21 protein-coding genes and 1 pseudogene are annotated in these 24802 nt (G+C 67.6%); 8 read left to right on the top strand and 14 right to left on the bottom strand.

Annotation, left to right across the window (positions count from 1 at the left end; translation table 11 throughout):
• Positions 1–11: 11 nt before the first annotated feature.
• From ACLQ3C_RS02930 to mqo, 3 genes are read right to left on the bottom strand one after another with little or no spacing between them, the layout of a single operon-like run.
• Complete coding sequence (locus ACLQ3C_RS02930) at positions 12–2024, bottom strand: VWA domain-containing protein (RefSeq protein ID WP_425703269.1); 2013 nt, start codon at positions 2022–2024, stop codon at positions 12–14.
• Positions 2021–2539 (bottom strand): GNAT family N-acetyltransferase, encoded by a 519-nt coding sequence (locus ACLQ3C_RS02925; RefSeq protein WP_425703267.1) that lies wholly within the window; start codon positions 2537–2539, stop codon positions 2021–2023. The genes ACLQ3C_RS02930 and ACLQ3C_RS02925 overlap by 4 nt, the downstream gene beginning before the upstream one ends.
• Positions 2540–2589: 50 nt before the next feature.
• On the bottom strand, positions 2590–4113 hold the full coding sequence (gene mqo, locus ACLQ3C_RS02920; protein WP_425703265.1) for a malate dehydrogenase (quinone): 1524 nt from the start codon (positions 4111–4113) through the stop codon (positions 2590–2592).
• Between the two features lie 163 nt (positions 4114–4276).
• On the opposite strand from mqo, the gene ACLQ3C_RS02915 reads away from it, so the two are divergent.
• Together ACLQ3C_RS02915 and ACLQ3C_RS02910 are read left to right on the top strand one after the other, a co-directional pair.
• Positions 4277–5389 (top strand): alpha/beta hydrolase, encoded by a 1113-nt coding sequence (locus tag ACLQ3C_RS02915; protein WP_425703263.1) that lies wholly within the window; start codon positions 4277–4279, stop codon positions 5387–5389.
• A gap of 5 nt (positions 5390–5394) precedes the next feature.
• Positions 5395–6801 (top strand): mycothione reductase, encoded by a 1407-nt coding sequence (locus tag ACLQ3C_RS02910; RefSeq protein WP_425703261.1) that lies wholly within the window; start codon positions 5395–5397, stop codon positions 6799–6801.
• A 14-nt stretch (positions 6802–6815) separates the two neighbouring features.
• Here ACLQ3C_RS02910 and ACLQ3C_RS02905 read toward each other — a convergent pair whose 3' ends face one another.
• Together ACLQ3C_RS02905 and ACLQ3C_RS02900 are read right to left on the bottom strand one after the other, a co-directional pair.
• Entirely contained in the window at positions 6816–7619 is an 804-nt protein-coding gene (locus tag ACLQ3C_RS02905) for an alpha/beta fold hydrolase (protein WP_425703530.1), read from the bottom strand.
• A gap of 58 nt (positions 7620–7677) precedes the next feature.
• Positions 7678–9243, bottom strand: coding sequence for a cobyric acid synthase (locus ACLQ3C_RS02900; RefSeq protein ID WP_425703259.1), 1566 nt, complete (start codon positions 9241–9243; stop codon positions 7678–7680).
• Between the two features lie 141 nt (positions 9244–9384).
• On the opposite strand from ACLQ3C_RS02900, the gene ACLQ3C_RS02895 reads away from it, so the two are divergent.
• Positions 9385–10104 carry an SDR family oxidoreductase gene (locus ACLQ3C_RS02895; protein ID WP_425703257.1) on the top strand — a complete coding sequence of 240 codons (720 nt, stop codon included), beginning with the start codon at positions 9385–9387 and terminating at the stop codon, positions 10102–10104.
• Between the two features lie 5 nt (positions 10105–10109).
• Here the strand turns inward: ACLQ3C_RS02895 and map are convergent, their stop codons facing one another.
• Positions 10110–10973 (bottom strand): type I methionyl aminopeptidase, encoded by an 864-nt coding sequence (gene map / locus ACLQ3C_RS02890; RefSeq protein ID WP_425703255.1) that lies wholly within the window; start codon positions 10971–10973, stop codon positions 10110–10112.
• Positions 10974–11055: 82 nt separating this feature from the next.
• Between map and ACLQ3C_RS02885 the strand changes: the two genes are divergently transcribed.
• The 3 genes from ACLQ3C_RS02885 to ACLQ3C_RS02875 are packed head-to-tail and all read left to right on the top strand — an operon-like array spanning position 11056 to position 14014.
• Entirely contained in the window at positions 11056–12144 is a 1089-nt protein-coding gene (locus ACLQ3C_RS02885; RefSeq protein WP_425703253.1) for a heme/hemin ABC transporter substrate-binding protein, read from the top strand.
• Positions 12141–13223, top strand: a complete 1083-nt coding sequence (locus ACLQ3C_RS02880; RefSeq protein WP_425703251.1) for a FecCD family ABC transporter permease — start codon at positions 12141–12143, stop codon at positions 13221–13223. The genes ACLQ3C_RS02885 and ACLQ3C_RS02880 overlap by 4 nt, the downstream gene beginning before the upstream one ends.
• Before the next feature lie 2 nt (positions 13224–13225).
• The gene (locus tag ACLQ3C_RS02875; RefSeq protein ID WP_425703249.1) at positions 13226–14014 is read left to right on the top strand and encodes a heme ABC transporter ATP-binding protein; all 789 of its coding nucleotides are present in this window, start codon (positions 13226–13228) and stop codon (positions 14012–14014) included.
• A gap of 57 nt (positions 14015–14071) precedes the next feature.
• On the opposite strand, the gene ACLQ3C_RS02870 is transcribed toward ACLQ3C_RS02875, so the two are convergent.
• The 6 genes from ACLQ3C_RS02870 to puuE all read right to left on the bottom strand — a co-directional run bounded on the left by ACLQ3C_RS02870 (position 14072) and on the right by puuE (position 21707).
• Positions 14072–15901 (bottom strand): penicillin-binding transpeptidase domain-containing protein, encoded by a 1830-nt coding sequence (locus ACLQ3C_RS02870; RefSeq protein ID WP_425703248.1) that lies wholly within the window; start codon positions 15899–15901, stop codon positions 14072–14074.
• Positions 15902–15994: 93 nt separating this feature from the next.
• Positions 15995–16831: a GNAT family N-acetyltransferase gene (locus tag ACLQ3C_RS02865; RefSeq protein WP_425703246.1), complete on the bottom strand. Its 837-nt coding sequence runs from the start codon at positions 16829–16831 to the stop codon at positions 15995–15997.
• 39 nt (positions 16832–16870) lie between these two features.
• Positions 16871–18049: a flavodoxin-dependent (E)-4-hydroxy-3-methylbut-2-enyl-diphosphate synthase gene (gene ispG, locus ACLQ3C_RS02860; RefSeq protein ID WP_425703244.1), complete on the bottom strand. Its 1179-nt coding sequence runs from the start codon at positions 18047–18049 to the stop codon at positions 16871–16873.
• Positions 18050–18133: 84 nt separating this feature from the next.
• Positions 18134–19366 carry a M50 family metallopeptidase gene (locus ACLQ3C_RS02855; RefSeq protein ID WP_425703242.1) on the bottom strand — a complete coding sequence of 411 codons (1233 nt, stop codon included), beginning with the start codon at positions 19364–19366 and terminating at the stop codon, positions 18134–18136.
• Between the two features lie 85 nt (positions 19367–19451).
• Complete coding sequence (gene dxr, locus ACLQ3C_RS02850) at positions 19452–20624, bottom strand: 1-deoxy-D-xylulose-5-phosphate reductoisomerase (protein WP_425703240.1); 1173 nt, start codon at positions 20622–20624, stop codon at positions 19452–19454.
• Between the two features lie 111 nt (positions 20625–20735).
• Positions 20736–21707, bottom strand: a complete 972-nt coding sequence (gene puuE, locus ACLQ3C_RS02845; RefSeq protein ID WP_425703238.1) for an allantoinase PuuE — start codon at positions 21705–21707, stop codon at positions 20736–20738.
• Between the two features lie 146 nt (positions 21708–21853).
• On the opposite strand from puuE, the gene ACLQ3C_RS02840 reads away from it, so the two are divergent.
• Entirely contained in the window at positions 21854–22120 is a 267-nt protein-coding gene (locus tag ACLQ3C_RS02840; RefSeq protein WP_425703236.1) for a DUF2631 domain-containing protein, read from the top strand.
• A gap of 203 nt (positions 22121–22323) precedes the next feature.
• Here the strand turns inward: ACLQ3C_RS02840 and rlmN are convergent.
• Positions 22324–23424, bottom strand: a pseudogene (rlmN, locus tag ACLQ3C_RS02835) (23S rRNA (adenine(2503)-C(2))-methyltransferase RlmN); the annotation flags it as partial.
• Between the two features lie 30 nt (positions 23425–23454).
• Here rlmN and ACLQ3C_RS02830 point away from each other — a divergent pair.
• Positions 23455–23823, top strand: coding sequence for a LapA family protein (locus tag ACLQ3C_RS02830; RefSeq protein WP_425703234.1), 369 nt, complete (start codon positions 23455–23457; stop codon positions 23821–23823).
• A gap of 28 nt (positions 23824–23851) precedes the next feature.
• Here ACLQ3C_RS02830 and ACLQ3C_RS02825 read toward each other — a convergent pair whose 3' ends face one another.
• Positions 23852–24787 (bottom strand): phosphatidate cytidylyltransferase, encoded by a 936-nt coding sequence (locus tag ACLQ3C_RS02825; RefSeq protein ID WP_425703232.1) that lies wholly within the window; start codon positions 24785–24787, stop codon positions 23852–23854.
• Between the last annotated feature and the right edge of the window lie 15 nt (positions 24788–24802).

Here is a 24802-nt window from a genome sequence, read left to right as displayed (position 1 = left end):
CCAGGTCGCGGTCAGGCCGCCGAATACGGGGCGCGGGCACGGCCGGCACGTGGCGCAGCGGATCGGCCGATCGCGTCGAGGCCGAGGTTCGCCATGGACAGCAATTCGGCGCTCAGGTGCTCGGCGAGGTCGGCGGCCAGACCCAATCGCACCATGCCCTGCTCGCAATCGACGACGACGGCGTCGATTCCCTTGCGGCCGATCGTCGCCGCCGCGCCCCGGGCCCGGGCGGCGGCGTCGGCTCCCGCCGTGGCCCGCCCGTCGGTCAGCACCACCAACAGCGGGCGGCGATGCGGGTCGGTGCGGCGCGCCCGCGTGATCAACTCGTCGGCCGCCATCAAACCCTCGGCCAGCGGGGTACGGCCGCCGGTACGCACCTGCGCGAGTCGGCGCACCGCGATGTCGACCGACTTCGTCGGCGGCACCGCAACCTCGGCGTCCGATCCACGCGCAACAACCACCGCGACCCGGTCGCGGCGGGTATAGGAGTCCCGCAACAGTTCGACGCACAGTTCGCTGACCGCGGTGAGGCGTCGGCGCGCGGTCATCGACCCACTCAGGTCGACGACGAACACCACCAGGTTGCTTTCCTGCCCGATCCGCGCGGCGCCGCGCAGGTCCGGCCGGGTCACCCGTACCCGCCCCTGCTCGTCGATACCGCGGCCGGCGGCCGAGAGCACCGTCCCGAAGAGGTGAACGGGTGTGCTCGCGTCGAATTCCGTTGCGCCGACCGTGTGTCCGCGTCGACTACGGGCCGCCGACCGGCGCCCCGGGTCGCCGTCGCCGATACCGGAGACGCTCAGTCGATGCAGTCGCGGTGCCCGCTGGGGGTTCCCGACCGTACCGAAGAGTCCGCCGGGCGCCGGTCCGGCCGGACCACCGGCGGAATCGTTCTCGGCCGGGCCGGGCCGCGTGGGTGGTGGCGTCGGATCTGACGAATCGGTCGGCGGACCCGCTGTCTCCGGACCCGCTGCCGACGGCGGGGTCGGGCGGTCGGTGTCACCGTCGGGCCCGGGTTCCGGCGGTTCGGGTCCGTCGGGTGGTGTATCCGGTCCGGCGGCGTCGTCGCCGGCTGCCATCGCGTCTTCGAGTTCTTGCTCGCTCAGTCCGGACTCGTCGAACGGGTTGCGGCGGCGGCGATGTGGCAATGCCAGTTCGACTGCTACCCGGACGTCCTCGGTCTCGACCTCGGCCGCCCCGCGCAACGCCGCATGGGCCGTCGCGGCGCGGGCAACCACGATGTCGCCGCGCAGACCGTCGACCTGAAGGTGGGCGCAGACACCGGCGATCCGACGCAGTTGCGCGGTCGGCAGGACCACGCTTTTCACTGTGTGCCGCGCTTGGGAGATCTGTTGTGCGAGTGCCGCTTCTGCTTGCGCATAACGTTCGGCGAATGCTTCGGGGTCGGCGTCGAAAGCCATTGCGCGACGCACGATCTCCACCCGCTCGTCGACCTCGCGACCGGCACTCACGTCGACGGCGAGCCCGAACCGATCGAGCAACTGCGGACGCAACTCGCCCTCTTCGGGGTTCATCGTGCCCACCAGGACGAAATCGGCCGCCTGGGTGTGCGAGACCGCGTCCCGCTCGATGGTGACGCGACCGCTGGCCGCAGCGTCGAGCAGGACGTCGACGAGGTGATCGGCAAGCAGATTGACCTCGTCGATGTAGAGGACTCCACCGTCGGCCTGTGCGAGCAGGCCCGGGGTGAATTCCGCATGTCCGTCGCGTAGGACCCGCGTGAGGTCCAGCGAACCGATCACGCGGTCCTCGGTGGCGCCGATCGGCAATTCGACGACGCGTCCGGCGTGTGCGCCCCCATCGATCAGCGGTCCGAGACCGCGCACGATCGTCGACTTGGCGGTGCCCTTCTCCCCGCGGATCAGCACGCCACCGATCCCAGGGGACACCGCACTGAGGATCAGCGCGAGTTTGAGCCGATCCTGTCCGACCACCGCGGTGAAGGGGTAGCGGGTCGGTGGGCGGGAGACGTCGGCCGCCCAGACTCCGGTGTCGGCGCTCATCGGGCGCGCTGCCCGGCAGAGCGGATCATCGACACGTGCGGGATGCCGTCCTCGAGGTATTCCTCGCTCTCGGTGCGAAACCCGAAGGCGGCATACAGCTGTGTCAGATATGTCTGTGCCTCGATACGGCACACGTGGTCGCCGATGCGCTCGAGCGCCGCCGACAGCAGTCCGGCCGCCAGTCCTTGGCCGCGGTGGGAACGCTCTGTGCACACGCGGCCGATCCGGAACTCCGGCCGGCCGTCCACATCGGCGGCCTCCTGCATCAGCCGTAGCGTCGCCGCGACCGGAGCCGCCTCGCCCACCTCGTTCCCATCCGCCACATCGTCGGCAACACACCAGAAGTGCTGCGTCGACGCCTCCAGATCACGGCCGTCCAGTTCGGGGTACGGGCACGCCTGCTCGACGACGAACACGTCGACGCGCAGACGCAGAATCCGGTACAGCGTCGCCGCATCGAGATCGGCGGCGCGGCTGTGGTGCAGGCGAAAGGTGTGTGGGGTCGATGACGTCATGATGTCGTCACTATCTCAGACCGCGGCCGCTCCGGTCATCAGGCCGGGTTTCATCGGGCCGTCGTCGCCACCGGATCGTCACCGGTGACCAGCGGCGCATCACCGGTGAGTTGCAGGCTCGCGCTCGTCCAGTCCCACACCTGCCGGAACAGGTCGCGGTTGCCCGAGAGCTTCTGCCCGAACGACGGGATCATCTCGGTCAGCTTGGAGGTCCAGGACCGGTACTGCTCCGGGAAGCACTGTTCGAGCACATTGAGCATCGCCGGGACGGCCGTCGAGGCACCCGGCGACGCGCCGAGCAGGCCCGCGATGGTGCCGTCACCCGCGGCCACCACCGCCGTTCCGAACTCGAGTGTTCCGCCGACGCCCGTCTTGCGGATGACCTGTACACGCTGACCTGCGGTGATCAGCTCCCAATCCTGACCGACGGCTCGCGGCACGAACTCCGAAAGGGTTTTCACCCGGTCGGCGGGGCTGGCGGCGAGTTCCCCGATGAGGTACTTGAGCAGCCCGAATTCCTTCGGCGCGATCGACATCATCGGCACGAGGTTGCCGGCTTTGATGGTGGCGGGCAGATCGGTGATCTTGCCGCTCTTGAGGAACTTCGGCGACCACCCCGCGTACGGTCCGAACAGCAGACCCTTCTTGTGATTGATGACGCGGGTGTCGAGGTGCGGCACCGACATCGGCGGCGCACCGACCGCCGCCTGCCCGTAGACCTTGGCCGCATGCTGCTCGATCAGGTCCGGGTTGGTGCATCGGAAGAACTCACCCGACACCGGGAAGCCGCCGAATCCCTTGGCCTCGGCGATCCCGGACTTCTGCAGCAGGTTCAGGGCTCCGCCACCGGCGCCGACGAAGACGAACTTCGCGTGCACCGCCCACTTCCCGCCGGTGCGGCGATTCTTCAGTTTGACGATCCAGGACCCGTCGGACTGCTTGTTCAGGTTGGTCACCGAATGACCGAAGTGGATGTCGCCGCCCTGACTGACGAAGTTCAGCAGTTGCTGGGTCAGCGCGCCGAAATCGACGTCGGTGCCCTCGGTGAACCAGTTGAGCGCGATGGGATCGGAGAAGTCCCGCCCGGTCGACATCAGCGGCAGGCGTTTGCTGAACTCGGCCGGGTCGTCGATGAACTCCATGCCCTCGAACAGCACCTGCCCGGCGAGCTTTTCATGGCGTTTGCGCAGGTAATCGACGCCGGCTGCACCGTGGGTGAAGCTCACGTGCGGGATCGGGTTGATGAACTCGTTCGGCGAACCCAGGATGCCGTTGTCGACGGCATGCGACCAGAACTGCCGTGACACCTGGAACTGCTCGTTGATGTTGAGCGCCTTGTCGATGTTGACGTCACCGTCGGCGGTCTTGGGGGTGTAGTTCAGCTCACACAGAGCCGAGTGGCCGGTCCCGGCGTTGTTCCAGGGATCGCTGCTCTCGGCGGCGGCGGCATCGAGCCGCTCGAACAGGCTGATCGACCAGCTGGGTTCCAGTTGGCGCAACAGCGCTCCGAGCGTCGCACTCATGATGCCCGCGCCCACCAGCGCCACATCTGTCTTGATCACCGTTTGAGACACCTGGACCCCAATTCACGCAACCGGGACGACCCTCGCCCCTTTTTCGATAACCCATTGTCCCCCATCCGCCGCGCCCCACCGCAAGCACTCCGGGCAACTGTGGGCTGGGCGACACCGACAGCGGCGCCGAGGGGCAGCTCGTGGCAGAACTACAGTGGTGATCGTGACGTCTTCTCAGGGCCCGGCCGAGCGCGGCACCGACGAGTCGGCCGTGCGCTGGCAACCCGACAAATTCCTCGATCGCTACGAGGTCGCCACGATCGGACTCCGCCCCGACCCCGATCGGCAGGACCCGATCACCGCGACCCTCGTCCGTCGCCCGGCCGGCGATCATCACGCGGAAAACGGCGCCGTCCTCTATGTGCACGGCTTCACCGACTACTTCTTCCACGAGCCGCTCGCCGACCACTTCGCCGATCTGGGCTATGCGTTCTACGCGATCGACCTGCGCAAGTGCGGCCGGTCGCTCGAACCGCAGCACACCCCGCACTACGCGACCGATCTGAGGGTCTACGACGAGGAGCTCGGCGCGGCCCTCGACATCATCATCGACGACCTCGGCCCGCAGACCCCGGTCATCATCAGCGCGCATTCCACCGGTGGTCTGATCACCGCGTTGTGGCTGGATCGACTGCGCCGCGACGATCCCGACCGCCACCGCCGCGTCGTCGGATTGCTGCTGAACAGCCCGTGGCTGGATCTACAGGGAGAGGCGCTGCTGCGTACCTTCCCGGTGACCCTGCTGATCGCGGCCGTCGCCGCCGCGCGGCCGATGACGGTGATTCCGCAGGAGCTCTCGGCCGCCTACGGCGAGAGTATTCACGAGAGCGCCAACGGCGAGTGGAGCTACGACCTCGACAAGAAACCGCTCGGCGGATTTCCGGTCACCTTCGGCTTCCTCAACGCGGTACGCACCGCCCAACGACATCTCCATCATGGTATCGACGTCGGCGTCCCCTCACTCGTATTGCGTTCGGACAAAACACATTTCAGCCGCCACTATTCCGCTGCCGCAGATGCCGCCGATGCGGTCCTCGACGTCGCACAGATCGCCCGGTGGAGTGGTTGTCTCGGCAATCGCGTGACCACCGTTCCCATCGGCGACGCGCGCCACGACGTGTTCCTCTCGGTTCCCCATGCCCGGGAGCAGGCCTACCGCGAGGTCGACGCCTGGCTCTCGTCCGTCCTGGGCGTTTCCGTCCCCGATACTCCCGACCGCGATACTCCCAGCGCTGATCGTCCCAGCGCGGACGTCCCCTCCACCGAAAGGCCCTGACCATCGTGCCCACGCCCCCCACCACCCGCGTCGACCTGGCGATCGTCGGTTCCGGAAGCGGAAACTCGTTGCCGGACGACAGGTTTGCCGACCGCAGTATCGCGATCTTCGAAGAGGGCGTCTACGGCGGTACGTGCCTGAACGTCGGCTGTATCCCGACCAAAATGTTCGTCTACGCCTCCGAGGTGGCCGAGATCGCGGCGCACGGCCGCAGATTCGGGATCGATTCGCGGGTCGACGGGGTCGACTGGCCCGCGATCGTTTCACGGGTCTTCGGCCGCATCGATCCCATCTCGGCGGGCGGAAAGCGTTATCGCGTCGAGGATTGCGACAACATCACCGTCTACGATGCGCATGTCGAATTCGATGGGCGCGATGACGACGGACGTTATCGCCTGGTCACCGGTGACGCGGTGGTGCTGGCCGATGAGGTCGTGCTCGCGGCCGGTTCGCGCGCGGTGGTGCCCGATGTGATCGCCGACAGCGGGGTGCGGTACTACACCAACAACGATGTGATGCGGCTCGAGGAATTGCCGCGTCGCATGCTCATCCTCGGCAGCGGTTACATCGCAGCCGAATTCGCCCACGTCTTCGGCGCCCTGGGCACCGATGTGTCCATCGTCGCCCGCGGGCCCCGGCTGTTGCGCAAACTCGACGACGACGTCTCCGAACGCTTCACCACGATCGCACAGGAACGCTGGGACGTTCACCTGAACACCACCGTCACCGATGCCGAAACCCTGCCGGACGGGAGTGTGCGTGTACACCTCGCCGACGGCCGAACCCTCGACACCGACGTCCTGCTCGTCGCCGTCGGCCGCGCCCCCAACGGAGACCGTCTGGGGCTCAAGACAATCGGGTTGGAACTGGCGACCGACGGACGGGTCGTCGTCGACGAACACGGCCGGACGCAGGCGCCCCGGGTGTGGGCGCTCGGCGATGTCAGCTCGCCGTATCAGCTCAAGCACGTCGCCAATCACGAAGAACGAATCGTCCAGGCGAATCTGCTGAAGGGCTGGCAGGCCGGCGATCTGGCGTCGTTCGACCATCGATACGTCCCGGCCGCAGTGTTCACCCATCCGCAGATCGCGGCCGTCGGGCTCAGCGAGGCGGCGGCCCGCGAGGCCGGATGGGACGTCACCGTCAAAGTGCAGACCTATGCCGACGTCGCCTACGGCTGGGCGATGGAGGATGCCACCGGGTTCTGCAAACTGGTCGCCGAACGCGGCACCGGAAAACTGTTGGGCGCCCACATCATCGGCCCACAGGCCCCGACCGTCATCCAGCCCGTGATCCAGGCGATGTCGTTCGGGTTGTCCGCGGGTCAGATGGCCCGCGGGCAATACTGGATCCACCCGGCGATGCCCGAGGTGCTCGAGAACGCCCTACTCGGCCTCGACATCGACTCCTAACGCATCGTCACCGCTCAGAACAACGCGGAGCGGAGACTGATCTCGCTGGCCAATGCGGCGGCCGCCTTCTGCGGAACCCAGTGGTCGATACCCGAGAGCTCACAGAACCTGAAGTCGGAGTAGGCGTATCGCCCACTGCGCTCGGCCTGCTCACGCCCGAGCGCCGAATCGCCGTCGCTCCAGACCATCGTGGTCGGGATCTCCACCGGACCACATGCCATCGTCGTGGCGATGTCGCCCGTGAGGTTCGCGCGGTACCAGTTGAGCCCGGCCGTCAGCGCGCCCGGCTGCTTCAGCGGGGCGAGTTCCTCGGCGCTCACCCCCGCCCGGCGCAGCAGCACCCCATCGCGGGCCAAGAGCTTCTCCTCGGCACCTTCGGCGATGAAATCCTTGATGTAGGAAGACCGTTCACGCTGGTCACTCGAATCGAGGGAGTCCCGCGTCGCCGACGGATGGCCGGTCGAGACGGCGACGAATCCGGTGAACCGGTCCGGATGTTCGGCCGCCAGGCGCCACGCCACCAGACCGCCCCAATCGTGTCCGACGAGCAGTGCGTAGTGCACTCCCAGGCCGTCGAGGATGCCGATGGCGTCGGCGACGAGGTGATCGATCCGATAGTCCTCGACATTCGCCGGCCGGGCCCCCGGACTGTAGCCGCGCTGATTGGGCACGATCGTCCGCAATCCCGCCTCGTGCAGCCGGGGCACCACCGCGTCGTAACAACTTCCGTTCACCGGGAAGCCGTGCAGCAGCAACACCCACGGCCCGTTGTCCGGCCCCCCGACGGTGACATCGAAGGTCAGATCGCCGACTTCCACCGCGCGCTGTTCAATCTCCACGCGCCCAGACTAGGTGATCGTCGAGACGTCGCGCGGCTCAAGAGGTCCTCTGTTCAAGAGAGTGGGTGATCGTCGGCAACCCAGCGGTCCCCCCGGACGTGAGGATGGCGACGACCGCGTCGAGGTCCACGTGGGCGGCGAGCAGGTCGGCGATGCGATCGACCTGCGCGGCGCGCACGTCGTCCACACGGGTGTCGGAGGCGGGCTCGAATTCGGGTTTGCCGGATCGACGGGCGATCTCCCGCAAGAAGTCCCGGCGGAATGCGTCGGAGGCCAGCAATCCGTGCCAGTGCGTGCCGAACAGGGCACCGCGGCGCGCACCCTCGCCGCCGCGCTCGTCGTCGACGAGCCAGGATTCTTCGCCGGACCGAACTACCGTCCCGTGATGTATCTCATACCCACCGACCCGATGCCCGTCGGCGAGTCCGGCGACTCGCCGAACGACCTTGTCCGCCCGGAATTCGACGTCGAGGTCGAAGATTCCGAGTCCGTCGACTTGTGCTGGGCCCGTGGTGGACTCGACGCCATCACGAATGCGTCGTCCGAACATCTGGAATCCGCCGCAGATGGCCAGGGTCGGACGGTCCTCGGCGGCGCGGGTGCGCAGGGCGGCGTCGAGGCCGGCCGTTCGCAGCCAGGCCAGGTCGGCCACCGTGGCACGTGTACCTGGCAACACCGCCAGGTCGGCGGCGACGACCGAGGCCGGGTCGTCGACCCAGGTCACCTCCACGCCCGGTTCGCAGGCCAGCGCCTCGACGTCGGTCGAGTTGGACAGTCGGGGCAGCCGGATCGCCGCGACCCGCAGCCGTATGGCACCGGTCCCGTCATCGGCGTTCCGGCCTGCTGCCGGGGGCCCGACCCGCCGTCCGACCGGACTCGCGAGCGAATCCTCCGCGTCGATCCACAGGTCCCCGTCGAACGGCACCACGCCGAGGGTCGGTCGCCCGCTGATGGCGTACAGCTGATCGAGCCCGGGCGCGAGGATCGAGGGGTCGCCGCGGAACTTGTTGACGACGTAGCCGGCGATCCGCGCCTGGTCGGCAGCAGCGAGAATCGCAGTGGTCCCGAAGAGATGTGCCAGCGATCCCCCACGATCGATGTCGGTGACCAGGAGCACCGGCAGATCGGCGGCCTGCGCGAGACCCATGTTGGCGATGTCGGTGTCACGCAGGTTGACCTCGGCCACCGACCCGGCGCCCTCACAGATGACGACGTCGAAATCTTCGCGCAGCGAACGTAATTCGTCGGTGACGACCTCGAGCAACCGGGCCCGGCGACGGATGTAGTCGGCGGCTCCGACATCCCCGGCGGGGCGGCCCCGCACGATCACGTGCGAACGCCGGTCGCCGCCCGGTTTCAACAAGACCGGATTGAATCGGGTCGACGGTTCCAGCCCGCACGCATAGGCCTGCAGTGCCTGCGCGCGCCCGATCTCCCCACCGTCGAGGGTGACCACCGAGTTGTTGGACATGTTCTGCGCCTTGAACGGCGCCACGCGCACACCCGCACGCACCAGCGCCCGGCACAGACCCGCCACCACGAGGCTCTTACCTGCATCCGAGCTGGTGCCGCCGATCAACACAGCACCGCGCACCCCACTCACCTGGCCACCCTATCGGCGCCTGCGGCCGGTGGCCCGACCGGTCGGGCCGGAACTCCGATGTCGCGGCAATACTCTGGACAACGCCCGGCAGGCAGAACGTCGGCCGGTACCTGATCGACCGCGAACGCAAAGGAACATCTCATGAGTGAATCGTTGTCGGGCAAGACCGTCCTGGTGGTCGGTGGTGCCAAGAACCTCGGCCTGGCCATTGCCCGCCGCGCGGACGCGAACGGCGCATCGGTGATCGTCGGCGCACGCGATCGGCAGGCAGCCGAGCGAGCCGCGGCGCAACTGCGCAACGGCCGGGCGATCACGATCGACGTCACCGACGAGAAGTCGATCGCCACGGCCGCGGCGGCGACCGGCGCCGTCGACCACATCGTGTCGACGGCCGCCGCTCATCACAACGTGGCGGTGACCGACCTCGACCACGACGCGACCGTCACGGCATTCGAGGCCAAGGTGATCGGACCGTTGCTGCTCGCGAAGCATTTCGCGCCGTCGATGCCGCCGGGTGGGTCGATCGTGCTGTTCTCCGGCGTCGCCGCGTGGAAGCCGGCACCGGGCTTCGCGATCATGGGCATCACCAACGGTGCGGTCGCCTTTGCCGTCAGTCACCTCGCGCGCGAACTCGCACCGCTGCGCGTGAACGCGGTCTCCCCCGGCATCATCGACTCGGGGACCTGGGACGAGATGTCCGCCGCAGACCGTGACGCCTTCTTCGCCGGGGTCGCCGACGGCATTCCGGCCGGTCGCGTCGGCGCGGTGGACGACATCGTCGACGCCGTGCAGTGGCTGCTCACCGCAGGCTTCGTCTCCGGCGAGACGATCCACGTCGAGGGCGGGGCCCGCAGCGCGTAGTCGCCTCAGATGTCGGGGATGGTGAGGATCTCCGCGCCGTCGGCCGTCACCACCAGCGTGTGCTCGAACTGGGCGGTCCACCTCTTGTCGACGGTGACCACCGTCCAGCCGTCGTCCCACATCTCCCACGGCAGCCCGCCGAGATTGATCATCGGCTCGATCGTGAACACCATCCCCGGTTCGATGATGGTGTCCACATTCGGCTGGTCGTAGTGCAGCACGACCAGACCGTTGTGAAAGGTCTCGCCGATGCCGTGTCCGGTGAAGTCGCGCACCACCGTGTACCCGAAACGGTTCGCATAGGACTCGATGACGCGACCGATCACGTTGAGTTCACGGCCGGGTTTGACGGCCTTGATGGCGCGCTCGGTGGCGATGCGGGTGCGTTCGACGAGGTCCCGCGCCTCCTGTGACACCTCACCGGCCAGAAAGGTCGCGTTGGTGTCGCCGTGTGCGCCGTCGATGTAGGCGGTGACGTCGATGTTCACGATGTCGCCGTCGGCGATGACCGTGGAATCGGGGATGCCATGACAGATCACCTCATTCAGCGAGGTGCAGCACGACTTGGGAAAGTCCTTGTAGCCCAACGTCGACGGGTAGGCACCGTGATCGATCATGTACTCGTGCGCGATGCGATCGAGTTCATCGGTCGTCACGCCCGGCGCGACCGCCTTGCCCGCCTCGGCCAGCGCATTGGCGGCGATCTTGCTCGCAACTCGGACCTTCTCGATGACCTCCGGGGTCTGCACCCACGGCTCGTGGCCCTCGTCGACCGTCGGCTTCCACACGTACTCCGGCCGCTCGATGGACGGGGGGACCTCCCGGATCGGCGAGAGCTTTCCGGGACGCAGTGGGGCACGCACAGTCATGTCATCCACCATAAGGCGTGCCCGGACCGGGGCCACCGCGGACATCCGCACCATCTCGACATGACTAAGGTGAGGCTTGGCAATGCGAGTCGAGACGGAGGTATCGGTGCAACGACGGCGACAGGTCGACCGACCACCACGGCGCAACCATCGGCGCCTCGTCGCATTGGCGCTATCCACGTTGGCGCTTCTGGCCGCGGTCACCGCATGCAGCACCGCGCCGATCGCGCAGTCCCCGGCGTCGGACTCCGCCGCACACCTGCGCGATGGTCCGCAGACCGCGACCCTGCCCGACCCCGACGTGGTGCCGATCACCTCGAATCCGGCGGTCACGCTGCCGACGACCGTCGACTCGGCGGCGGGTGGCAAGGTCACGGTCACCGACGCCGGCCGGATCATCGCCGTCGACCGCAACGGCACCCTCGGCAACATCGTGTTCTCCCTCGGCCTCGGGACCCAGGTGGTGGGACGGGATCAATCGACCACCTTTCCCTCGGCGGCGAAGTTGCCGTTGGTGACCGGAAACGGCCACCAGCTCAATGCCGAATCGGTCCTCGCGCTCGATCCGAGCGTCGTGCTCATCGATGCGGGCACCACGCCGCCGCAGGCGGTGGATGCGATCCGTGCGTCAGGGATCGCGGTGGTCGGCTTCGATTCCACGCGAACTGTCGCGGCCACACCAGCGCTGATCCGCGCCGTCGCCGCATCCCTCGGTGTCACACCCGCAGGTGAGCAGCTCGTCGCCCGCACCGAGGCCGACATCGCCACCGCGAGATCTGCGGTCCCGGACCCGTCGGGAGATCCGAAGATCGCGTTCCTCTACATCCGTGGGCCCCGACTGGTGCTGCTCGCGGGCCCGAAGTCGGGGGCCGATGACCTCATCAGCGCGCTCGGCGGCACCGACGCGGGCAGCGCAGCCGGATTCAGCGCACAGTTCACCGCCGTCACCGCCGAGGCGCTGTTGCGTGCGAACCCCGACGTGATCCTGGTGATGACGCAGGGTGCCGACTCGGTGGGCGGGCTCGGCGGGGTGCTCGCGCTACCCGGTGTCGCCGACACCACTGCCGGGCGCAACCGGCGCGTCGTGGCGATGGACGAGTCCGAGGTGCTGGCCTTCGGGCCCGATGTCGGCAGGGTTCTCGGCGCCCTCGGCCACGCGATCTACACATGAGCGCGTCCGGCTCCCCCACCACCCAGCGCGCCAGAACACCGGCATCCGGGCGGATCTCGGCACCCGTCGTGATCGTCACCCTGCTGATCGCGACCGCCGTCGTGGCGATCGCATCGGCGGCCATCGGCCAGATCCCGGTCCCGCCGGCCCAGGTGCTCGGTAGCCTTGCCCACCACTTCGGGCTGAACATCGGCTCGCTGCCGACGCACCCGCAGGGTGAACACGCACTCTGGGTGGTGCGGTTCCCGCGAATCGTGTTGGGCCTGATCGTCGGTGCCGCACTCGGCGCCGGCGGATGTCTGCTGCAGGGCATGCTCGCCAACCCACTGGCCGAGCCCGGCGTGATCGGCGTCTCGTCGGGCTCGGCAGTCGGTGCGTGCCTGATGATCGTGATCGGCGGGGTCGGCGTCAACGGCTGGGCGCTGGCCGGCGCGGCGTTCGTCGCCGCCCTGATCACGACCGCCGCCGTCTATGTGCTGTCACTGCGCGACGGTTCGTCGTCGGCGATCATGTTGGTACTCACCGGAATCGCGGTCAATGCGTTCGCCCTCGGCATCATCGCGTACCTGACCTTCACCGCCACCACTGCTGCGCGCGAACAGATCGTGTTCTGGCAATTGGGTTCCCTGGCGGGGGCGAACTGGAATGCGGTGTGGGTGACGCTGCCGCTGGTGGTGGCCGGGGTGGCCGCGGCGATGTTGTTGGTACACAAGCTCGATCTATTGGCCCTGGGTGAGGTCCAGGCCGCTTCTCTGGGTGTCGACGTCGAGACCGTGCGCCGGCAGGTGATCGTGCTGGTGGCGATCCTCACCGCGGCTGCCGTTGCCTTCGCCGGCATCGTGATGTTCGTCGGATTGGTCGTGCCGCACGTGATGCGGCTGATCGTGGGACCACGCCATGCGATCCTGTTGCCGGCGAGCGTAATCGGCGGCGCGCTGGTGTTGGGGGTGGCCGACCTCGCCGCACGCACCGTCCTCGGCGGCGCCGACCTCCCGCTGGGCGTGTTCACCTCACTGGTCGGCGGGCCCGCCTTCTTCGTGCTGCTCCGCCGCAGTCGGCACGCCGGTGCCGGGTGGTGACGATGACCGAACCGGATTCCGGTACCCGCACGGGTATCCACGCGCACGACGTCGTCGTGAACCTCGGCGGCCGCGACGTCGTCGACCACGTATCGCTCGACGTGGCACCCGGCGAGCTCGTCGCGCTCGTCGGCCCCAACGGATGTGGCAAGTCCACGCTCTTGTCGGCATTGTCGGGTGCTCGGGCGCCACAGAGCGGAGCGGTCGTCGTCGACGGGCGAGACGTCGCCCGCATCTCGCATCGGGAGCTGGCGCGACGACGTTCGGTGGTGACCCAGCACAATCGGGTGGACACCCCGTTCACCGTCGGCGAGGTCGTCGAGATGGGCCGCTATCCGTGGCTGCGCTCCCCGCAGGCGGCCCGGTCGCCGGCCCTGATCGCCGACGCCATCGCCCGCTGCGATCTCGATGCCGTTGTGCACCAGCCGTTTTCACAACTATCCGGCGGACAGCAGGCGCGGGTGTCACTGGCCCGGGCGCTGGCGCAACACACGCCGGTGATGATGCTCGACGAACCGACCGCCGCGCTCGACATCCGCCATCAGGAGCAGGTTCTGCAGATCCTGTGCGAACTCCGTGATTCCGGCTCCGCGATACTGCTCGTGGTCCATGATCTGAGCTTGGCCGCGGCGTATGCCGATCGGGTCGCGCTGATGACGGACGGGCGGCTGCTCGCCTTCGGGCCGACGCGCGAGGTGCTGACGAGCGAATTGCTCTCGCAGACCTACGACCATCCCGTGGACATCTTCGAACGCGATGGCCGGCTGATAGTGATGCCCGTCCGGAAATAGCAGGTGCACTGCCCCGGCCGGCCCGACGATGCCGGCGGCTCTTGGCCCCAAACCGACTCAGACCCCGAAACCTGCGGGCAGGAACGAGAAGAAGTCGCGGGTCACACCGACGGCATTGTTGGAATCCCCGCCGCTCACCACCAGCGTCGCGAACGCCAGATCGCCCCGGTACCCCGCGAACCAGGCATGCGAACCGCCGTCGAATTCCGCCTCGCCGGTCTTGCCGAACACCTCGCCCTGCGCGGCGATCGCAGTGCCGGTACCGGTGGTCACCACCTCGCGCATCATCGGACGCAGTTGGCCGACGACGTCGGGATTCAGGGTCGCCGACGGCCCGGTCACCGTGGTCGGTCGGTCCAGCAATAGTTGCGGCACCGGCATCTTGCCGTTGTTGGCGACCGTGGCGGCAACCAGCGCCATGCCGAACGGACTCACCAGATCCTTACCCTGGCCGAAGCCGTCCTCGGTGCGGGCGACGAGATCGCTTTCGATCGGTACCGAACCGGTCATGGTCTGCAGGCCCGGGATGTCGAAGGTGCGGCCGATCCCCATGGCGGCCGCCGCATGGGCGAGATCCGACGGCCCCATCTCGCTCGCCAGCTTGGCGAAGGTGGTGTTGCACGACTGCGCGAACGCCCGCTGCAAGCTCACCGATCCGAGCGAAAAGCTGTCGTAGTTCGGAATGGTGCGCGGCCCGATCGTGACCTCACCAGGACACCCGACGGTCGAATCCGGGTGCACCATCGCCGCATTGAACGCCGCTGCCGCCGTCACCATCTTGAATGTCGAACCCGGCGGATAGAGACCGGTGGTCGCAATCGGCCCATGCGCATCGGCGGCGGGATTCTGCGCCACCGCCAGGATGCGACCGGAGGATGGCTGGATCACCACCATTGCGACCTGAAAAGTATTGCCGGCGTTGACCGCTCGCTGTGCGGCATCCTGGACCTGACGCGACAGGCTCAGCGGGACCGCAGCGGCGGGCGACGAGGCGTGATCGGCGAGCACGTCGGCGTCGAGTCCATTCGGGTTGAGCGTCACCACCCGCCAGCCCGCACGGCCGGCCACCTCGTCCTCGACCACCGGACGCACCCCGTTCAGCAGAACCGGCGCAAATCCTGCGTCCGTGGGAACGAGTTCGGACTGTTCGTTGTGCACGACACCGGGAATCGCCAATTGGTCGCGCAGCCGGTTGAAGTCGGCTTCGGAGAGACGGGCGATCGGATAGGGCCGCCCGGATGACGTCGATTCTTCGGCGATGCGTTGTGGATCGAGATCGGGGTGCAGTGGCCGCAGAACATCGACCATCCGCGTCACCGAATCGCCCACCGACCCCTGTGCGGCGGCCGCCTTGGCATCGAAGTTGATGCCGATCACGGTGCCGTTGACCATCACCTCCGAGCCGTCGGCCTCATTGACCGTTGCCCGCGGCGCCTCGGTGGTCCGCATCGAGAGACGTTGATCGACACCGAGTTTGGGATGAATATCGGTGCTGGTCCAGCGCACCTGCCAGCCGCGGGAATCAGAGCGGACAGCCTTGACGGTGCCGTCATAGCCCCACTGCCGCGCCCCCGGCAAGCGCCACGAGTAGGTGACGTCGATGTCGGCGGTGTCCTGATCGATCGACGCCTTGCCGGTCCGTGCCGACACCGACTCGGCGGACAGGCCGTTCCACGCCGAGCGCAGCACCTTCTCCGCGGTTTGCGGATTGTCGGTCATTTCTGCGGCCTTGGCTGCGTCACCGTGCCCATATGCGTCCAGGAATGCCTGTACCGCCTGACGTGGGCCGTCGTCGCCCGACGCGCACCCACTCACCGCCCCCAGTGCGAGGGTAGCGCTGACCAACACGGCCACCAGGCCGGCGGCGCGGCGCATCGAGACGTTCATCGACTGCCGATCCTAGGACGGCCAGGACGCCGAATACGGTTGCCACGCGGCATGATCGCCGAGGATCTCGGCACGACGCCGGTATCGGGCGCGTCAATCGATCAGGATGGTGGCGAATGTGCCGACCTGGGTGAAACCGATCCGACGATAAGCGGCCTGCGCCGCCAAGTTGAAACTGTTGACATACAAGCTCGGGATGCGGCCGAGCGAGGTGACCGCCGCAGCCACCGCGGCGGTTCCGGCCGCGCCGTACCCGCGCCCGCGCACCCGCGGGTCGACCCAGACACCCTGTATCTGGCCGACGGCGCGCGACATCGATCCGATCTCGGCCTTGAACACCACCTCGCCGTGCTCGAATCGGGCGAACACCCGCCGTGCCGCGACCAGCGACGCCAGCCGTCGGCGATACGAACGACCGCCGTCGCCGGCGCACGGATCCACACCGACCTCACCGATGAACATGTCGACGGCCGCGGGCAGATACGCGTCGAGGTCGTCCGGGGTCACCAGACGCACCTGCGGGTCGGGATCGACGGCCGGCGGCCCCTGCAGAACCATCAGCGGCTGCACCGGGCGGACCTCACGCGCCGGCCCCCAGACGGGGTTGATCCGGTCCCACAGCGCCATCGTCAGGTCGGCGTCACCGACAACCGACGAGCACACCCGCGCCCCGGCGGTGGCCCGGTCGGCGAAGTACTCCATGTCGGCGACCGACCCCCGCAACGGGATCAGGTTGGCACCGGAGAAACACAGCGACGTCTCCGGGCTGCCCGCACTCCACATCTCCCCGCCGAGCATGCGCGGTTCGATCCCGTGGGACTCGAAACGGGCGGCGACCATGCACATGGGCACCGGGTCGGAACCCAGGACCCGACCCACCGCGGGTGCATCCCGCGCCCCGAGCGGCTTCTCGCCCAGCAGCTTCAGCACCGCGATGCTCCTTCGTCCGTGTGCTCGGGCCGTGTGACCTCAGGAGACGGTCACGATGGGCGGACCCGCAGTCGCGCCCTCTCCAGTGTCTCCCGATTCCCCGGCAATCCGCAGCGCTTCCTCGATCAAGGTCTCCACGATCTCGGCCTCCGGTACCGTCTTGATGACTTCGCCCTTGACGAAGATCTGGCCTCTGCCGTTGCCCGAGGCGACGCCGAGGTCGGCCTCGCGGGCCTCCCCTGGCCCATTGACCACACAGCCCATGACGGCCACGCGCAACGGGACCTCCATGCCCTCGAGGCCGGCTGTGACCGCGTCGGCCAGCTTGTAGACGTCGACCTGGGCGCGGCCACATGACGGGCACGACACGATCTCGAGCTTGCGGGGTCGCAGATTCAGCGACTGCAGGATCTGATCGCCGACCTTGATCTCCTCGGCCGGTGGCGCCGACAACGACACCCGGATGGTGTCGCCGATACCTTCCGAGAGCAGTGCGCCGAATGCCACCGCCGATTTGATGGTGCCCTGGAAAGCCGGTCCGGCCTCGGTGACACCGAGATGCAACGGGTAGTCACACTGCGCGGCGAGTTGCCGATACGCCTCGACCATGATGACCGGATCATTGTGTTTGACCGAGATCTTGATGTCGCCGAAGCCGTGCTCCTCGAACAAGCCGGCCTCCCACAGCGCCGACTCCACCAGCGCCTCGGGGGTGGCCTTGCCGTACTTCTCCAGCAGCCGCCTGTCCAGGGAACCGGCGTTGACACCGATGCGGATGGGGATGCCGGCGTCGCCGGCGGCCTTGGCGACCTCCTTGACGCGGCCGTCGAATTCCTTGATGTTGCCGGGGTTGACGCGCACCGCGGCACACCCGGCGTCGATCGCGGCGAAAATGTACTTGGGCTGGAAGTGGATGTCGGCGATCACCGGGATCTTCGATTTCTTGGCGATGATCGGCAGCGCGTCGGCGTCCTCCTGCCGGGGGCAGGCGACACGGACGATGTCACACCCCGATGCGGTGAGCTCCGCGATCTGCTGGAGCGTCGCATTGATGTCATGGGTCTTCGTGGTCGTCATCGACTGGACCGAGATCGGGTGGTCGCTGCCCACACCGACCGAGCCGACCTGGATCTGTCGGGTGGTGCGGCGCGGTGCGAGCACCGGAAGTGGGGCCGCGGGCATGCCGAGGCCGATCAGCGTCGGGTCAGGTGCGGACATCTCGTTCTCCTGCGGAATTTCGGGTGTCGAGTTGTAGCTCGTAAGCGGTTGTGCGCCACAGTTGGGCGGCGTCGGGCATGGCCATCAATTCGGGATCTTGATCGGGTTGACGATGTCGGCAGTCAACGTCAGCACCATGAACCCGGCCATGACGATCACCACCGCGTACGTGACGGGTAGCAGTTTGTAGTAGTCGATCGGCCCGCCGGCGGCCCGGCCGAACCATCGACGCACGGTGTCGCGTCCCTTCTCGTACCCGACGATGGCCATATGCCCACCATCCAAGGGTAATAGCGGAACGAGATTGAACAGGCCGAGAAAGAAGTTGATGCTGATCAGCAGCAACAGGAAAGTGTCCCAGAGCCCACGTTCGGCGGCCTGCCCGCCGAGCACGCTGGCCCCGTAGACGCTGACGGGCGTGTCGGCCGAGCGTTCACCACCGGTGACCGCAATCCACAGGTTGTGCACCTTGGTGGGCATCGAGACCAGGGCGTTCCACGTCTGATGTGCCAGTTCGCCAGTGAAGACCGCCGACCCGGGCAGCACCGTCAACGCGTTGTAGTGCTTCCACAGCGGCGGCTGCTCGAACGTGATCCCGACCCGATTGATGGTCTCGGACTTCTTGACGCCGGACTGGTCGGTGGTGGTGATGGTCACCGGCTGCGGCGTCATGGTCGCGTTGAACTCGTGGCCGTCACGCCGCACCGTCAGCTCGACCGGGCCGGTGCTCTTCTGGACTCGCGGTGTCAGATCCGACGCCGTCGTGACAGCCACCCCGTCGACCGCGACGATCTGGTCACCATCGCGCAGCCCGGCGGCCTGCGCCGGACCGGCTCCCGAGCACGGGGCCGGCTTCGCCGTGTCGTCGGCGGCCACCGCGATCGACGGATTCACGCAGGAGATCTCGGCGACGGTGGTGCCGGCGGCCGGCGGCGACAGATCGGGCAGACCCCAGACCAGGCCGGCGACGACGATCAGCAGGAAGCCCAGGATGAAGTTCTGGGCCGGACCGGCGAACAGCACCACCAGCCTTTTCCACGCCTTCTGCCGGTACATCGCCCGATCCAGCTCGTCGGCGGCGAGCTCCTCATGCGGCGTCATCCCCGCGATGTCGCAGAATCCACCGAACGGCAGCAGCTTCACCCCGTATTCGGTCTCACCCCGACGAGTCGACCACAATGTCGGTCCGAAGCCGACGAAATAGCGACGCACCTTCATGCCGGTCGCCTGCGCCGCCCACATGTGCCCGCACTCGTGCCAGGCGATCGACGCCAACAGTGACAGGGCGAACAGCACGACGCCGATCGCGAAAACCACTTCTCCGATTCTCCGTTTCCCTCACCGCTGCGCGGATCACACTCACCGCACCCACGTGCTCATCCCCGCGGGACCGCAGCGTAGGTCATCGCTGCAGCGCGCCCACCAGCTCGGTGGCACGCGCACGCGCCCACGCGTCCGCGGCGAGGATCTCCTCCACAGTACCCGGGCGCCCATGCCACTGATCTGCGTCGTCGAGCACACGACCGATGATCTCGACGATCCGTGGGAACGCGATCGCACCGCCGAAGAATCCCTCGGCGGCGGCCTCGTTTGCGGCGTTGTACACCGCGGTCAGGCTGCCGCCGGCCACGCCTGCACGGCGCGCGAGTTCGATCGCCGGAAAGACCGTGTGGTCGACCGGCTCGAATGTCCACGACGACGCGGTGGAGAAATCGCACGCCCGCGACGCGCCCGGCACCCGATGCGGCCAGCCGAGCGCCAAGGCGATCGGCAACTTCATCGACGGCGGTGACGCCTTCGCGATGGTGGCGCCGTCGACGAAGGTGACCATCGAGTGCACGATCGACTGCGGATGCACCGTCACGTCGATGCGGTCGTAGGGCACGTCGAACAGCAGATGTGCCTCGATCACCTCGAGCGCCTTGTTCACCAAAGTCGCCGAATTCAACGTGATCACCGGACCCATCGACCACGTCGGATGGTGACCCGCCTGCTCGGGGGTCACCGCTTCGAGCTGCGCCGCACTCCACCCCCGAAACGGTCCGCCCGACGCGGTCAGCACCAGCCGGTCGACCTCGTCGGCACTGCCACCCCGCAGGCACTGAGCAATCGCCGAATGCTCCGAATCGACCGGCACGAGCTGCCCGGGCGCCGCCGCGCGCAGCACCAACGCACCCCCGGCCACCAGGGACTCCTTGTTCGCCAGCGCCAAACGTGCGCCGGACGCAAGCGCGGCCAGGCTCGGGCGCAGGCCGATCGAACCGACGACCGCGTTCAGCACCACATCGGACTCGACGGACTCGACCAGCCGGCACATCGCCTCCGGTCCGCCCAGCACCCCGTCGTCGAGTTCGCCTGCGACCTTGTCGGCCGCCGACGCGTCGGCGACGGCCACCCGAGCTGCCGGAACATCGAACTCACGAGCCTGGCGGACCAGCAACCCCGGATTGCCGCCGCCAGCGCCCAACCCGACCACCGAGAACAGCTCCGGATGCTCCGAGATCACCTCAAGGGCCTGTACCCCGATCGAGCCGGTCGAACCGAGAATCAGCACACGCGTCGTCACGCCGACCATTGTCGCCCATCGCCGCAGCCAAGAAGCGCAACCCGCTCGCTACGCTCCCGGCGCCGGCCCCATTCGGCCCGCTCGCTACGCTCCCGGCGCCGGCCCCATTCGGCCCGCTCGCTACGCTCCCGGCGCCGGGTGAACCCTGCGCCAGTGCTCGGCGATGTCGATACGCCGCGCAACCCACACGTCGTCGTGCTTGCCGATGTGATCGAGAAACCGTTCCAGGCTCGCCAAGCGAGCCGGCCGGCCCGTCAGCCGGCAGTGCAGCCCGACCGACAACATCTTCGGAGCGCCCTCGACACCCTCCCGGTACAGAACGTCGAACGCGTCTCGCAGATGCGCGAAAAACTGTTCACCAGAAGGGAATCCGCCAGGAGAGGCAAACCGCATGTCGTTGGTGTCCAGGGTGTAGGGCACCACCAGGTGGTCGACCTCGGAGGCCGCACCATCGACCGACCGCGGCACCTTCACCCAGTACGGCAGATCGTCGGCGTAGCTGTCGGAGTCATAGACGAAGCCGCCCTGCTCGACGACCAGCGACCGCGTGTTCGGTGAATCGCGCCCCGTGTACCAGCCCAGTGGGCGCGTACCGGTGATCTCGGTGAGCAGATCGATACCTGCTCGCATGTGTTCGCGTTCCACGTGCTCGTCGACCATCTGATAGCTCAGCCACCGATACCCGTGGCAGGCGATCTCGTCACCGCGTTCGACGAAAGCCGCGGCGACCTCCGGATTGCGGGCCATGGCCTGGGCGACCGCGAAAATGGTCAACGGCAGACCTCTGCGTTCGAAGGCCCGCAGGATCCGCCAGACCCCGGCCCGCGAACCGTATTCGTAGAGCGACTCCATGCTCATGTGCCGGTTGGGGAACGACTGGGCACCGATCATCTCGGAGAGGAACGTCTCGCTCCCGCGGTCGTTCTCCAGGACGTTGTTCTCGCTGCCCTCCTCGTAGTTGAGGACGAACTGCACGGCGATCTTCGCACCCGACGGCCACCGCGGATCCGGCGGCGCCGCACCATATCCCACCATGTCGCGCGGATAGAATTCAGTTCGATAGTCGGCAAGCGACCGAGTCGGCACATGCATTGCCGCAGTATCGCACCGATGTGCAGCGGCCGCCCGGCGGCACACACCATGGGGAGTGAGACAGCACCACCAGGCGCCCGCTATGCTCTCCAAAGAACTACTACCGACCGTCAGAGACTTTCTGGCGTCCGCAGCGAGGAGTCAGCGTGGCAAGCACCGACGTGGAGCACAGCGACGAAGTCGACACCGGATGGGTGCACGAACCCGCCGACGCGCCCTCGGCGCGCTTCGGCTGGCACGGTGTGGCGAGCCGCACGTTCTACATCGCCGGATGGGTCTGCGTCCTCCTGCTGCTCGCGATGATGTACGGCAACCAGAAGGGCCACGTCGAAGACATCTGGCTCATCGCGGCCGCAATCTTCGTCGCCGTGATCCTGCTGCGCGGCATGCTCACGAAGAAAAAGTGGAGTTGAACGCACAACCCACCGACCTCGACAGGTACTGACCTCGACAGGCATTTTGCCTCGAGAGCCCCGGCGCGATTCGTTCACGCCGGGGCTCGCTCGTAGGACGACCCCGCGGTTCAGCGCTCTGCGCCGGTCTCCCCTGCGCCCGTCTCTTCTGCGCGCGTCTCCCCTGCGCGCGTCTCTTCTGCGCCCGTCTCCCCTGCGCCCGTCTCCTCTGCGGCGAGTTGACCGCACGCCGCGGCGATCTCCTGACCGCGGGTGTCGCGCACCGTGCACGACACGCCTTGCGCGCGGACCCGCCGCACGAATTCGCGCTCGACGTCCTTGGGACTTGCGTCCCATTCCGATCCGGGCGTCGGATTCAGCGGAATCAGATTCACGTGCACCAACGAACCGAGCGCCCGGCGCAGCTTCTGCGCGAGCATGTCGGCACGCCAGGGCTGATCGTTGACATCACGGATCAGCGCATACTCGATGGACACCCGGCGCCCCGTCGAGTCGGCGTAGTAGCGGGCCGCGTCGAGAACCTCGGTGACCGACCACCGGTTGTTCACCGGCACCAGCGTGTCGCGCAACTCGTCGTCAGGGGTGTGAAGCGACACAGCCAAGGTGACCGAGAGATTCTCGTCGGCGAGCCGGCGGATCGCGGGCGCCAGCCCGACCGTCGAGACCGTCACCGAGCGCGCCGAGATGCCCAATCCGCCGGGAGCGGGCGCGGTGATCTGCCGAACTGCCGAAACGACTCGTTTGTAGTTGGCCAGCGGCTCCCCCATGCCCATGAACACGACATTCGAAAGGCGGCCCGCGTCTCCGAACTCACCATCGCGCAGTGCTCGCGCGGCCGCCCGGACCTGGTCGACGATCTCACCCGTGGACAGGTTGCGGTCCAGACCGCCCTGCCCGGTCGCACAGAACGGACATGCCATCCCGCATCCCGCCTGACTGGAGATGCACAGCGTGTTGCGATCGGGATAGCGCATCAGCACACTCTCGAGCAGAGTGCCGTCATGCAACCGCCACAGCGTCTTGCGGGTGCTGCCGTCGTCGCAGGCGATATGGCGCACCGGCGTGAGGAGTTGCGGGAACAATGCCGCACCCACCTTGTCGCGAGCCCCGGCGGGCAGGTCGGTCATCTCCTCGACATCGGCGGACAGACGGCCGTAGTACTGACGGGCGAGCTGGTCGGCGCGAAAGCGCGGAAGGCCGAGTTCACCGACCGCCGCGACGCGTGCCACCGGATCAAGATCGGCGAAATGTGTCGGCGGTCGCCCACGTTTGGGCGCGTCGAACACGAGCGGCAATGACGTCATCTCTCGATTGTCGCATGTCATGATGGGTGGATGAGCACACCGGATTCACCCTCGGAGCATCCCGTCGCCGGCTCGTCCACGCCGGCACGCAACCCCGCGCCGATGGACGAGGGCCGCGGTGACCCGCAGCGGGCAGCCGGTGACGTCAAGCACACCCGCACCCGCGCCGCCTTCGTCGGGCTGGTGATCGGCGCGATCATCCTGATCCTGCTGCTGATCTTCATCCTGCTCAACCTCAACTCGCAGCAGATCAACCTGGTGTTCTGGACGGTCAACCTGCCGGTCGGAGTCAGTTTGCTCATCGCCGCGGTCGCCGGTGCCCTGGTCACCGCACTGATCGGCGGAGCGCGGAGCCTACAGCTGAGCCGCGCACTCAAGAGAACGCAGAAGAACCGCTAGCCGGCCGCCCCGACTGGCCGTTGCCAGGTCACAGCAAGGCCGTCAGCACCGCCCACACGATGAACGCCGACGGCAGCAGCGAGTCGAGCCGGTCCATGATGCCGCCGTGCCCGGGCAGCAGCGTACCCATGTCCTTGATCTCGAGATCGCGTTTGACCTGGGATTCGACGAGGTCGCCGAGCGTTGCACAGACCACCAGGACAGGGCCCAGGACCATTCCGATCCACCACTGGGTGTCGAGCAGGAACGTGACGGTACCCACCGCCCCCGCGGTGCCCACCACCAGCGAGCCGACCAGTCCTTCCCACGACTTCTTCGGACTGATGGCCGGTGCCATGGGATGTTTGCCGAACAGCACTCCGGCCGCATAACCGCCGACGTCGGAGCACACGACGACGATCATCAGGGTCGCCACCCGGGCCGCGCCGTTGTCCTGGGTGACGATGAGCGCCCCGAACGACGCCGGTAGTGGTAGCCACGCCAGCACGAACACCGATGCCGAGAGGTTGCGCAGATAGTTCTGCGGGGCGTGGGCGAAGCCCTGCGCCAACAGCTTCCAGACCATCGTCACCAGCACGGTTGCGGCAAACGCGACGAGAATGCCGGTGGTGCCCCACGGCCAACTGCACCAGATCATCGCCTGTCCACCGATCAGCAGCGGCCAGAACGCCACGTCGTACTCGCGATCGCGCAGCCGTTTGGTGACCTCCCACGTCGCGATCGCAAAAGCAACCGCCACGACGATGTACCACACCCGTGGCGCGAACAGCAGGATCGCGATGATGCCGACGCCGAGTGTGACGCCCACCCCGATGGCGGCCGGGAGGTCCCGTCCGGCCCGAGATTTCCGTGGCGGCGAGTCGGTCTGGGCGGGATCGGTCTGGGCGGGATCGGTCTGGGCTGGATCGGGGTTCGGGTGTCCTCCCTCGCTCCCCGAGGGCTGCGCCGACGATTCGTGTGGCATCGTTGTCGTTTCCGC

The organism is Gordonia sp. DT30, from assembly GCF_049844915.1.
GTDB lineage: Bacteria > Actinomycetota > Actinomycetes > Mycobacteriales > Mycobacteriaceae > Gordonia.
Note: the sequence above shows the minus strand (reverse complement) of the source record. Positions and strands in the feature narration are given on the sequence as shown.